The following is a 12,796-nucleotide window of genomic DNA, read 5'->3' as shown; positions in this document are numbered from 1 at the left end:
GTGGTGAAGTAAATATGATGATCGATATTGACTATAAAAACGGAATTAAAATCCTTTTGGATGAGTATAAGGAGCTTCTTAACGAAGAAATTAAAGATGGATTGGTATGGAGATATAAAATAGAGAATAGAAAATTGTCCTATGAAGATCAACAAGAGTTATTGGAGGATATAATTGTTCAATTACTCGTTCAAGGAAGGAATGCAAAAGGAGTAGAAACCCAAATCAATAACATTAAGAAAATATTGGGGGGATGGAGTATAGAAAACGTTGAAAAAAACTTAGATAGTTTGGGAATGTCAAGTAAGAAAATACAAAAATTGAGAGAAATCTTACAGCATTTAAAAAGCAATTCCATTGGTGATTGGATAATTGAGCTACATAAAGATAACAATCACATACCTCGGATGGGATTAAAAAGTGATGACGATTTTCTTAAATCCCATGGTTTTTATGAACACATACCTGTTGATAGACATACTCAACGTTTTTTATTTAGAACGGGCATAATTCAATGGTATTTAAAGAGAAATAATGATGATGTGTTAACCTTGTTTGCAAAATCATACGAAACGAAATATAAATTATTTCAGAAAATTGTAGTGACATTTTGCAAAAAATTCTGTGATGATATATACATCCAGATTCCAAACGGAAAATTAAGATTAGCAGAAAATCCAGGTATCCTTGACATTGTAATATGGCGTCATTGCGGAGAAGATGAAAACCTAGGTTGTAGAAATATCTGTGGAAATAGACCAATATGTAATGAATGTGTATTTAAGGAGACTTGTTTGTGGTATATATTAAAATGAGCCGAAGCCCGATGCTTCGTCACTTCGTGATTCGCACCTTACTGGGTCGCTTAACAGACGGGTATCTACTTTGGCTATCTCCCATGCCTAAATCCCCACTCCGCTCGACTTCGGATATCTGCCAGACGACGTTATACCAGCAATAAGTTAACAGAATCACGAGAGAAAAAGTTTATAAACCATTTTGCAATTTATAATATGCTGATTGCGGTGGTCGTCTAGCCTGGTTAGGATATGAGCTTGCCAAGCTTAAGACCCGGGTTCAAATCCCGGCCACCGCATAGATCTCTTTCAAGACCTGTTCTGTCTTCTTGGATAAAGGGTCGAGAGCGTTCAGTTTGAACCATCTACCGCCGAAGAACCTTTTCTCCATGAGTTGAAGATACCTGGTACGAACGGTCCTCTGTAATTCCATCCTCTTTTCGAAAGCATCCGGGTTATCCCTTCTTCTTGCAGTTAATTCGGCCGGGTCTGCATCCAACAGAATTATCAATTCCGGTACAGGAAGGTTCAGATTACGGATGAGTTCGATAGTGGCCTCGGATATTCCCTGATACGCGAGTGTGGAATAGAACCATCTGTCAACTACAACAATCCCTTTGTGTTTAATGTGGTCCAATATTGCATCCCTATCGTCCGCCATCTCCCTGAGGAAGTGTTTAACCAACCTATCCGGAGAACTGGTCAGGTCAGGTTTTTTCTTAGGATAATGGATGTACAACACGGGGATGTTCATGTCGATCAGTTTGTTAACGACCTTTCTGCTCAGCGTTGATTTGCCCGAATAGTCGATCCCCTCGAAACATATGAGTACGCCTCTCATACCTATCACCAAGATGTATTTATGAATGTTAGATTTTTATAGTCATTCTAAAAAACGTTACCGCATTCTTTTTACGTAGTGCGATTTCTTTTTCTCTACAATACTTACCTCCGAAAAAATTATCCTTCTATAAACCTTACCCACACCCTTTTATCCCTTGTATCTCTAAACGAGCGGATTTTTTAAAGAATTATTCACAAAGGCGTTTACGTAGTTTAGATAGAGCCGTCAGTTAATTAAACCTTTTGTAACATTAGGTATTCTCATGTTCAAATGGGTCAGAAAGGTATTGTCTACTCTTTTGCTCGTTATTTCTTCGTACATCGTTCAGGCAACCGACCGTAAAGAGGTTACTCAACTGTTGGTTGTACCTTACGAATTTGCATTAACCCATCCTGAAGAATCGTTCGGCGGGATCATCTATATCTCCCGCGACATAAAACCGTTGGTAGAATATGGACTGGACACTATCGAATCTTTGAATGAATATTTTCTGATTCGGGAAGATCATCCGTTCATCATGATAGATGAAGAGGGAGGAGCAGTGTCAAGGCTGAAGTATTTTGAGGAGTTTAGAACACTGTGTCAACAGGATGAAGATATCACTGAATTCATCAACCGATACAACGTTCATGTTTCCTATGTTTTGCCCTCAGAACGTGAGATCGGTGAAGCTTATGCAAGGGTTAGAGATAATCAATCAACGGAATTTCTTAAAATGTATTACAGATACAACCGTTCGATAGCAAAGATTCTGAGAGAGTTAGGTTTTAACACCGTGTTGGCTCCGGTTGTTGACCTCTGCGATTCGGGTTACATGAAAAATCGTTCCTATTCTTCTGACCCTACAATCACGATCGAACTGTCTGGTGTTATGATACGCGCGTTTGAAGATGAGGGTATGTTTACCTGTACTAAACATTTTGCCGGGTTGGGTGATATTCCTTCTAACATAGATCCTCATGAGAAGGCAGTGTATTATCTTCATACGGATATCAATCAGATGTTACCTTTCTACATCTTGGAGAGTGATATGGTGATGGTTTCTCATGGAATATATATCGATGTCGATACTGTTCCGTTATCCGTTTCTCTAAAGGCGATCAATATGTTACCTGAACACAGAATCGTTGTAAGTGATGACATATCTATGGGCACGGCCGAACTCCTATGGAAAAACAACTTGTTCGAAGACCTTGTCCGCGTCAACGATCTTGTAATTGTGACCGGTTTCAACAAACCGAATCCGGAAAAAGAGATAAACCAAACAATAACTCATCTCAACACGTTGGATACTTCTTTGGTTAATGAAAAGGTTCGTAAGATACTGAAGATAAAACGTGCGCATGAGGACAGATTTCTACCCGTTAAGGTCAAACGGAAAATCCGTTAGGCGTCTGACCTATCTTCAGCGAGAGAAGATATTTTAGGATAGACAGAGAACCGAAAAAACCAAAATGTTTAAAATTCGATTGAGTTAAATATAGGACAAGATGCGGCTGTAGTCTAGCCTGGTTAGGACGTCGGCCTTCCAAGAACCGTACGCTTGATCGGAGAAAGCCGACGACCCGGGTTCGAATCCCGGCAGCCGCATCTTCAACAACATCGTTTAAAAGAATTCCAATAATCTACGTTGTCCGAGGATCCGGCTTTTTTTGACGTATTTCTCTATATTTACCTTTAACTTATCTTTGAGATAATTCAGCGCGTCTCTAACGTTATCGAACCTTTTAGGATTTTTTTCTAATGCGTGTCTGACGTTTTCCCGAACCTGCCACACACCAACAGGTATACAGTATTCCTTATCTATCTCTCTGAACACGATGGCACGTGCCTGTCTTTTCATCTTTACGAGGTGTTCGGTTACAGCCAACCGTGCAGCATAGTATCCCCCGGCCTGGATCTCGGCATAATCCCTTCTTCCTTCGTACGGTTCGTACTCTTCGTTGAATCCCCATTCCGTTCCCCAAGGTGTATCTCTGGGCCAGGCTTCAAACTGTTCGTACTCCCAACGTCCGGGTATCATCAGTACGAAGAATCTGTTGAATAGAAACTCGTTTTCAAACAACAACACATTTTCTATTTCCCGGTACGTTCTTATCATTTCCAGGTTTAACTTTGCCGTTATATCGTCAACTGCGGTTATCGCCCATCGTGTCGGTACGAGTTTCTTCTTATCATGCATTCCCAACAGACCAGTTGTGAAAAGACGGGTTATGTAATACGTATTTAATCCGCGTCTGGTCAGAATCCTTATCGTCTCTACCGCATTTAGACCTTCGTCAATCAGGTTATCAACGATTTTCGGTACGTGTGGATTTTCTGCAACGTGCAAATCTCTTATGAATGTCTGATAACCCGTCGGTATTACGTACCCATCGGTCTGGAGATTAAGTTTCGGTGGAACACGCAATTTTACTTCGATATCTATGGGTCGATCCGATAGTACCGATTCCTGTATCCTCTCCAATATCCTGGATTTTGACCTGACGTGATGGAGAGTGGCTGCGTTCAATGTCAATGCAAAGGATTTTAATATCTCGGTATAACTCTTGCCGTACAGTAAACTCAAATCATTGACGGGTTGACTGTCTATGTCTATCAATGTTCCTACTCGAACGTTCGGATAGTTATAAGACCCTACCAGCGCGTTGGGCGGGGTGGGACCGAAGAATTCATACCTGTGAACGAACCGCCTGTTTTGTTCAACAAGTTCTCTGTAGAGAGATGCATAATACTTCTTTTTCAGTTTATTGACGATTTCTTTTGAACTCAACAACATGCAGGTACACCTTCTCATCCCTTCAGTATCTTCTCCAGTATATGTCTAATCCTCTCTTTAGCATCGTCTACCGTTCCGTTGTTTTCGACCGTATAATCAGCAGCATCTATAACCTCTTCCACACCGAACCCTTTATCCTTAGCATCCGCCTTTATGAATGCGTCCCATGTTTTCGGGTCGTTATTTCGGTTCCTTTTCATCACACGTTCGAACCGTTTATCCGCGTCAGCAGTTATCGCTATGATGACTGGTCTTCCCAGTTCTCTTTTAAACGTCTCGACTTCGTACATCCCGCGAACCCCGGATACGATTACTGCCTTGGCATCGGGATACTCTCTCTTTATGATGTCTACTACAACGTTTGCAAACACTGTGTTACCCTTCTTCCTTCGCATCTCCTTTGCAAAATCTCTGATATCCATATCTTCTTTACCTTCTCTCTTCATCATCTCTATCACAGCTGCAGACATTTCCACACTAGGTATATTAAATTCGCGTCCGACCTCTGCAACGAGGGATTTGCCCGCACCTCTCAACCCGGTAACGCATATCACTATCATGTATCTAAAATCTTCCCGTCTCTTTTTAACCATTATTATCTTCGATCAGAAGTGCAATTCTGCAGTTTTTAAGTCACTTTTCAGTTAGATTTAAATATACGATGGTTGAGTTATATCTGGTTTCGATTTTTGATCATATGGGGGTGGGATAGATGTTACCGATAGTTTTTAAGGAAGATAAACTGTATCTGTTCGGCGAGGCGATCGATGAGTTTCTGTCAACCGGTGATGTAAACGCGTTTATGGATTCGGTAGTACGTGTTTTGGAGAGGGAACTTAAGAATGGCGGTAAGGTAAGCGATTACATAGAATTTATCGATGAAGAGTTTCTTAACCGGTTGAAGACTCTGGGTTGTGATAAATTCGAAGAAATGTTAGAAAATTTTGACGATTTATCTCCATGGGACAGGGAAAGGGTGTTGGAAAGATTGTTGGATAAGAAAATACTTCTTGTCGGTAGGGAATTACCAGAATCTTTACAGACGGAACTCATCAATCGTGATCCCGATGTGTTCCCTTACATCCATAACCCTACCGAGAAAACCAAAATGTTGTACTGGAAGACCAAATCTGAGATCACTAAGAAGTATCAGGAAATAGTTAAACGTATGGGCGGTCCTTTACAACAGAGTCTGTTTAAAGAAAGTGAAAAACGCAGAATAGTAAAAGTAAAACTTTGAAAAATTCTTTCTTTTTTCTTTACCGTTCTCTGTCCCCGTGCCATTCTCTCGACTGACACATCTTCTTTTATTCTCCTTGTAGTTTTAGTATCGCTTCTGCAATGTCTCCGTTTGTCTCTTTGAGCGCCCTAACAGCCTCCTCTCTAGACGCGCCGCTTTGTTCCATGACAAGTTTGACGTCTTCATCGCTGATCGTTTCTTCTTCTACCGTGTCACCGGTTACCTGGAATGTGGTGCTGCCTTTCATACTGATCTTGGTTACGATTGGGTTGTTGACAACGATATTGTATCCTTCGCATTCAATGACGACACGTTTTGCAGGCAGGTCTTCGGTTTCTATCCCCATCTGTTTCATAATCTTTGCAAGTTGTTTTGGATTCGTGCCTAGCATTACTCACACCCATCTATCTCTTTCTTTTCACTTCTGTTTTCCGTATCCTGACAGTCCTGATAGGAACGATCTTTCTTGCTTTTACACTGAATTCGTTACCGAATTTGCCTAACAACAGCGCGTTCATGAACTCGTTGAACGGTGTAGACGATGCAAACTCTGTGACTTCTTTCTCAAAAAGTTTTCTGATCGCGGTCTTCTTTGGTGAACTGACCCTGTGAGCAGTGATGATCAGTCCTTTCACTCTGACCGGAACCTCGTCTTTAGTGATCACGTCCACGACCGGGTCGACTAGTGAGTGTCTTCTCGTTGTCAACGTTCTTACGTACGCTCGGGATAGTTCGTGACCGTCAAAGGATGTGTATGCATGCGTACCTTTCACATCCGTAATTCTGAACCTTAACATGGTGTACATGTTCAGTTCATCAAAACTCCCTGTTACATCGGACATACCTATCCTTATAACTCTGTCGATCAACTTCGAATCTTCGTTGGCGGCAACGTAACCCAACTCTTTACCTTGGAACAGGTCCGGTGCAACTACCTGATACAACGTTTTGGCTTTCCATTTGTCAACAACCTTACCCCTCCTTCTTTTCTTTACAGCCATCTATATCACCCTCACTTCACAAGTAAGGCAGCGGTATCTGGATCGTACCTCCAGTCTGCAGGTAACCTCTTCGTTCTGGTGTAATATTTAACGAGACGCCTTATCTTTGATTCTATGTGTCTGAGCTTGACCCTGTTGTGTACATCATGTTTGTTGTTCTCGAGATGTTTTCTGACGCGGACCGCCTTTCTCATCAGGTTGACCAGGTCATCGGGCAACTCCGGTTTCAGTCCGTTTTCTTCCAGGATCTGTGTAATGCTCTTGTTACATATCCGTTTTACGCTCGGTATACCGTACTCGTCCCTGAGTATCAGACCTATCGTGGTTGGATTGTGTCCCTGTTTCGCTAAGGATACGACTAGGTCTTCCACTTCGTGGGAAGACATCTTGACCCATTCAGGTGCCACCTTTGTTTTAGGTGGTTTTGAAGCTGACCTACCTTTTTTCCTCGAATGCATACGTGCCATACATACACACCTCGCCGGATAACACCGAACAGCGTTCGGGTGTTTCCCAATGAGTGTTCCTTTTTTGTTACTGAATATTTATAAAACTATTTATAAAACTATCATGGTTATCCGGGTGCGCGAATTGTGAATAAATCCCAATCAATCCGATCAGGGGATTAGGTTTTCTATCACTCTTCATCTCCTTATCTACCCGGAATCCCACCGTAAATTGATAGTTGTAATAGGTTTTGTTTCGTAGGTTTTTATTCAAAACAGTCAAGGATTATAAACTGTGAAAATTATAAATTAACCATTCATATAAGGTTAAATTTAAGGTTAAATTAATTTAAGTAAAAAAGAGTTGAGTAAGATAAACCTGTTTAAGGAGAGACTGAAACAGAAAGGTTTTGAGATAAAGAAGTTTAAGCAGACCGAGAACGCGGTATATGCGAAGTTGTCGTTTAGAGGTGTTGAGATAAGTTTTGAGTCTTCATTCTTAAGCATGAGAAACAAACGTGTTGTGGTTAAACCCTACGAGACAATTGACGGTAACAGGGTCAACGTGTTTACCCTGAACCCAGAGGATCTGTTGAAGGAAAAGGTAGAGAGTTATCTTTCCAGACGATTGATCAGGGATCTGTACGATATATACATACTGTTAAGTTATGTGGAAGATGAGGAAGAGGTTAAACCGTATCTAAAGAGACTGTTATCCGAATACAGAAAACCAAAGGATGAGAACATACTGAAAGCGCTGGTGTTCGTCGGTGCTGTTCCCACATCTCAACAGATGTTAGAAGAGGTGAAGAGATGGGTAAGATAAAGTATTTGGACAGGATAGAGGAGTTCATCTATAGAACTAAGGTATTCACCGTGAAAGATGTAAAAAAGGTTTCTCGTATCAAACCATGCTAATCCGGACTACGCCTACACGATCCTACACATCTTGAAGAAAAGAGGTAAGATTCATAGAATCATAAAGGGATATTACAGCAGGTACGATGACCCTATGGTGATCACATACTGTATAAAGCCGTTCTACATCGGTTTAGAAAACGCATTATCCCTACATGGGTTGTGGGAACAGGAAACCAACGTTATCCTGATAACCCCGAGGAGATTGAGGGTAGGTATAAGAGAGGTAGTCGGTACGAATGTTGTCGTTCACCACATCAGTAAGAAACATTTCTTCGGTTACGAATATATGGATTACTACAACCTCAAGATACCTGTGAGCAATACAGAAAAGACGTTCATCGATTGGATATACTACTATGATTGGATAGACGATGACCTACTAAGGGTTTTCAGTAAGAGGATGAATAAGAAGAAGGTTAGAGAATACTTGAAAAGTTATGATAAGAAGTTCGCGAGGAAGGTGTTGGGTCTCCTCCACAGACGGATGTAGGGAAAGCTTTTTAATGTGTTTATTCATGAATTTATACAAACAGAATTGACAAACAATAAACACAATGTTTTTAAACATATACCAACAAAAATTATTTGGGGGTGTGGAGTATGAGCATATTCAGGTTTAAGTCTTCTAAGAAGGGTAAGAAAAATCTTTCTGATAAATCGGCTGATAAACCGGTTCGAACGAACAAGTACTGGCGATTGTTCGGTACGTTAGGTCTCGCGTTTTCAACGTTGTTTACAGGTTGTGCTATCGGGATAGGGACCGAGGAAAAGGAGAAGAAGATCGTTGTGGATTATCTCCCAGAACCTGTTAGAATGGCTCCTGATTCTATCCTGTTCCATCTTGAAAACTTTGATCACCATCCTGATATAAATCTTACCGTGAACGGTAGGGAGATAGGTGTTGAACAGACCGGGGACGATGGTCAGATGACCTATCGCGCGGTTTTCCCTATCCTTCCCGATGATTCGGGAGTCGTGAATGTGGAGATATCTGCGGAAGAAGTGAGTGTTGATACATCATTCGAATCCTTTGATTACGAATCTTCTGTTTCCGGATCATTGAACATCGGGGAATTCGATACTGTGGTACTGGGAGACTACAACTACCTGCTTAGGTTGGACGCCGTCGACACTGTCGAATCCACGGCGAGTTTTACGCTTCTCAACGAAGCAGGTATGGAGATCAACACGTTCACAGTGCCTGTCGGCGGTCTTCATCTTTTCCACACGGATTACGAGACAGGTTATCAGTATGTTATACATGTGAAGGATGTTCGTGAAGATGGTGTGGAGTTTGCCATTAAAGAACAACGGGATTAGGTTTATCGGGTGATGCGATATGGATATGAATGTGAGAAAAAATCTGTTTGTTTGGATAGGAATCGTTGCATTGATTACCTTGTTCGTGCTTAGTGAGACGGACGTAGCCGGGACCGTTTTCGGCAAGTCGGTAGGTAAAGGAGGTGTTCAGCACAGTTATGTGATACGTAGGACAACGCCACATCATCCGTCTCATCATGTAACGGCGCGTCCAGTATCTGAGACGAAACGTCCCATCAGTTTACCTGATGTCGACCCTCACCAGATTGTTGTGTATTATGACGCTCCTGTTCGTGTGAACAGTACACTCGATGTTCGGGTATGGGTGACGAACAATGAAGATGAATATTCTGATCCTGCACACGTGGTTCTTTATGCGTACGCATCACCCGAATGTTTCATCAACGTCACTGACCCTCTCGTTTACACGTCCTCAGAGTTCGTGATCTATCCGGGGTCGTCCGTCGGTCCTATCACAATCCATCTGTTTACTGTGAACGAGACGCGGGAGACCTGTAGACTGAATTTTACCGTAATGGAAGACAATGAGACATGGGCGGAAGAATCGAGGGTTTTCGATATAGTGCCCGGTCATGCGGCAACGGTTACGGTCATTCCCTCATCGGTCAACCTGGAGTACAACGATACACAGGATTTTGTGGCAGTAGCCAATGACGCTTTCGGTAACATGATCACTTCTGATCCGGAAGACTTTGTATGGTCAACATCTTTAGGTTACATCTATCCCAACGGTACATACCTCGGTAACGAGTCGGGTGAAGGTTACGTCTACGCCACTTACGAGGACGTGACAGGTAACGCGTCCGTGACAGTGGCCGAACCGGTCTGTATCCGTACTGCACCAACAGTGAACCTATATGTCAACGATACCTTTATGCCGTTGCAAGAAGGTCAACTGACGGTTGAGGTGCGTAACAATGATGAAGGTTATTGTACACCTGCGATCTACACCGTGACACCTTATGCAGAAGGGTGGACCGTTGACCCTGCTTCCAAAACGGTTGTTGTTGATGAGGGCGGAACGGTCAACGTCACATTCAATCTGACCGCACCGACCGTTGCAGGAACATACATCCTCGAGACAGATGTTAACCTGTCAGAAGACGAATCCGTTAACACCCATGTTGAAACAACCGTGCATGTGGTTCCGTCATCGCCGTATACGATCGTGCTTGCTCCGGGCGACGATGTCACAACCTCGGCAGGCGAACCGGTAGATTTTGATGTGTTCGTTTATGACGAGTACGATAACCCCGTCGACCTTACCGGTGCCACAGTGGAATGGTCTTCTGATGGCGGTAGTATCGATGATAACGGAATATTTATCACAACAGTAGCCGGCGATTATCATATCTATGTCAACGTCACTTTTGGTGATACAACCCTTGTGTCTGCAGCCGCCGTACACGTAACCCCTGGTGCGATGACATCCATAGATGTACAACCTGAACATGCCGAAATACCAGTGTACGGGTCCGTCACGTTCGATGTGATCGGTTACGACGCATACGGTAACGAGATTCATCCGGTTGAAGATGTCCTTTGGTCTTCTGACGGCGGTGTTATAAACGATTCCGGAACCTTTACAGCAACCGAAGTCGGTACCTATACAGTGACCGCTAACGTGACCGTTGATTCGGTTGCATTGGTGAGAGGGATCGGTGCGTTTGCACGTCTGATACCTTCCGAATACCTCCGTTCTTCGTACACTCTTACGGACACCGCCACCGTGGATGTGACCCCTGGCGAACCCGCTGTGATAAACGTTACACCCGATTCGATAGCAGTGTCCGTTGGCGATACCGTAGAGCTCAGCGGTTATGTGCAGGATGAGTACGGTAACGTGATAACCTGTGCAGAACCTTCGTGGACCGTTTCTCCGAGTTCTCTGGGTACGGTTGTGCCTTCTACAGGTAACAATGTGGTGTTTATACCCAGTGAAGGAGGTGAGGGTACAATTGTTGCTACTTACGGTTCCTTACACACCGAGATACCCGTGTCAGTCGATGCCTCAGCCCCGACGGTATCTTTCGTTTCGCCCACACCTGATGACGGTGCAACCTATCGGATCTCTGCGGATATCATAATAAATATCACTTCCGATGAACCGTCAAACCTAACATTAGAATGGAACGGTGTTAACGAGACGGTGTGCACGGATTGTACAGAGGGTTATGTTGAAAAGGTTATAGGTCCCGGGGATTACACGTTCAGGGCTTATGCAACGGATGCATTCGGTCACACGGGTTGGACAGAAGAACGCGTTGTCCATGTCGTTGAAAACATGCCTCCTGTGATCGATGTCACACCGGCAAACAATTCTGTTCTTACACATTCCGATACGATTACCATAGATGTAACTGACGATGTAGGATTGGATTACGTGACCTATCAGTTCGATTGTTGGACTCATGCAGTCTACCTGTCACCTTCAGATATACCTGCAACAGTAGACCTGGGCTCCGTTGATGACGGTGTTCGCACGTTAACCGTTACAGCGCGTGATGTGGACGGTGCCGTAGTGACCGAGGTTTATACGTACACTGTTTCTGATGCTCCGGTGATCACCTTGGTGTCACCGGCTAACGGGTCAGAGGTTCATCCGGGTGACACGATACAGTTCGACATTACCGGTTCAACGGATGAAGAATACGCTTGGGATGACGGTGCTATGACGCCGTTCGCTACCGAATGGAACGTGACCGTGCCGACCGTTGCCGACGGGTTGCACACGTTGACCGTAAGGGCTGGGAACGTTTACGGTATGTCTACCGAAGAAGTGTATACGTTCTACGTGACCCAACCGCCCGTGATAACCCTTGTATCACCGGCTAACGGTTCTCATGTAAACGATGGTGATACGATAGACATCGAGGTCACCGACAACGGTGCCGTGGCAGTGGTTCTGTACAGTTGGAACTGTGATCCCGAAACCGGGGGAAGGGTTCTCTCACCTCCGTACGACCTCACAGTGGATTATTCGGAGATGTTACCAGATGAAAACCATCTCTACGTATATGCGCGTGACAATGAAGGGTTGGAGACCGTTGTTGAATATACGTTCTTCGGTGAGAACACATTGCCTACTGTGAGTTTTGACCCGGTTAACGGTTCTGTCACAACCGAACCCGACCAGGAAGTTGAGATAACGATGCATGACCCTAGCGGTTTATCTACCATGACTTATACATGTCCCGGCGGTTCACCTACGACTGTTGACCTGGGTGGTTCGACCGATGCCACGGAAGTGGTAAGTTGTGCTTGGTCTCCGGGGGTCAACACGATGCATGTTGAAGTTGCCGATGTCGACGGAGGTTCTGTGTCGTACGATTATGTGATCGTATACGATGCCGATGCACCGACGGTAACATTGGTCAGTCCTGCCGAAGGTAGCGATATAGATGCCGGTGACACTATCGTGCTCGAG

Annotated in this window: 13 protein-coding genes and 2 tRNA genes; 9 read left to right on the top strand and 6 right to left on the bottom strand. The window is 43.7% G+C overall.

Annotated elements, in window-relative coordinates; translation table 11 throughout:
- Positions 1-815, top strand: an 815-nt coding sequence (locus J7K41_02280) for a hypothetical protein (protein ID MCD6549516.1), incomplete at its 5' end; no start/stop codon positions are given.
- A 207-nt stretch (positions 816-1,022) separates the two neighbouring features.
- Positions 1,023-1,096: transfer RNA gene (locus tag J7K41_02275), tRNA-Gly, on the top strand.
- Here J7K41_02275 and J7K41_02270 read toward each other — a convergent pair.
- A complete protein-coding gene (locus J7K41_02270) occupies positions 1,078-1,650 on the bottom strand; it encodes a hypothetical protein (GenBank protein ID MCD6549515.1) in 573 nt (190 codons plus the stop codon). The genes J7K41_02275 and J7K41_02270 overlap by 19 nt on opposite strands.
- 253 nt (positions 1,651-1,903) lie before the next feature.
- Between J7K41_02270 and J7K41_02265 the strand changes: the two genes are divergently transcribed.
- Positions 1,904-3,031: a glycoside hydrolase family 3 protein gene (locus tag J7K41_02265; protein MCD6549514.1), complete on the top strand. Its 1,128-nt coding sequence runs from the start codon at positions 1,904-1,906 to the stop codon at positions 3,029-3,031.
- A 102-nt stretch (positions 3,032-3,133) separates the two neighbouring features.
- Positions 3,134-3,231: transfer RNA gene (locus J7K41_02260), tRNA-Gly, on the top strand.
- Between the two features lie 16 nt (positions 3,232-3,247).
- On the opposite strand, the gene J7K41_02255 is transcribed toward J7K41_02260, so the two are convergent.
- Complete coding sequence (locus J7K41_02255) at positions 3,248-4,420, bottom strand: hypothetical protein (GenBank protein ID MCD6549513.1); 1,173 nt, start codon at positions 4,418-4,420, stop codon at positions 3,248-3,250.
- Positions 4,421-4,434: 14 nt separating this feature from the next.
- Complete coding sequence (locus tag J7K41_02250) at positions 4,435-4,980, bottom strand: AAA family ATPase (protein MCD6549512.1); 546 nt, start codon at positions 4,978-4,980, stop codon at positions 4,435-4,437.
- A gap of 152 nt (positions 4,981-5,132) precedes the next feature.
- Between J7K41_02250 and J7K41_02245 the strand changes: the two genes are divergently transcribed.
- A complete protein-coding gene (locus J7K41_02245; protein ID MCD6549511.1) occupies positions 5,133-5,660 on the top strand; it encodes a hypothetical protein in 528 nt (175 codons plus the stop codon).
- 67 nt (positions 5,661-5,727) lie between these two features.
- Here the strand turns inward: J7K41_02245 and J7K41_02240 are convergent, their stop codons facing one another.
- From J7K41_02240 to J7K41_02230, 3 genes are read right to left on the bottom strand one after another with little or no spacing between them, the layout of a single operon-like run.
- Complete coding sequence (locus tag J7K41_02240; protein ID MCD6549510.1) at positions 5,728-6,051, bottom strand: nascent polypeptide-associated complex protein; 324 nt, start codon at positions 6,049-6,051, stop codon at positions 5,728-5,730.
- Positions 6,052-6,064: 13 nt separating this feature from the next.
- Positions 6,065-6,661, bottom strand: coding sequence for a 30S ribosomal protein S3ae (locus tag J7K41_02235; GenBank protein ID MCD6549509.1), 597 nt, complete (start codon positions 6,659-6,661; stop codon positions 6,065-6,067).
- 11 nt (positions 6,662-6,672) lie between these two features.
- Positions 6,673-7,128 carry a 30S ribosomal protein S15 gene (locus tag J7K41_02230; GenBank protein MCD6549508.1) on the bottom strand — a complete coding sequence of 152 codons (456 nt, stop codon included), beginning with the start codon at positions 7,126-7,128 and terminating at the stop codon, positions 6,673-6,675.
- Positions 7,129-7,471: 343 nt separating this feature from the next.
- Between J7K41_02230 and J7K41_02225 the strand changes: the two genes are divergently transcribed.
- From J7K41_02225 to J7K41_02210, 4 genes are all read left to right on the top strand, one after another.
- A complete protein-coding gene (locus tag J7K41_02225) occupies positions 7,472-7,933 on the top strand; it encodes a nucleotidyl transferase AbiEii/AbiGii toxin family protein (protein ID MCD6549507.1) in 462 nt (153 codons plus the stop codon).
- Between the two features lie 186 nt (positions 7,934-8,119).
- Positions 8,120-8,518, top strand: a complete 399-nt coding sequence (locus J7K41_02220) for a hypothetical protein (GenBank protein ID MCD6549506.1) — start codon at positions 8,120-8,122, stop codon at positions 8,516-8,518.
- Between the two features lie 110 nt (positions 8,519-8,628).
- Positions 8,629-9,348, top strand: coding sequence for a hypothetical protein (locus J7K41_02215; GenBank protein MCD6549505.1), 720 nt, complete (start codon positions 8,629-8,631; stop codon positions 9,346-9,348).
- Between the two features lie 19 nt (positions 9,349-9,367).
- On the top strand, positions 9,368-12,796 hold a 3,429-nt coding region (locus J7K41_02210), incomplete at its 3' end, for a hypothetical protein (GenBank protein ID MCD6549504.1).

It is taken from the genome of Candidatus Micrarchaeota archaeon (assembly GCA_021163225.1).
Taxonomy (GTDB): Archaea; Micrarchaeota; Micrarchaeia; order Anstonellales; family JAGGXE01; genus JAGGXE01.
This window is presented reverse-complemented; position numbering and strand designations above follow the sequence as displayed.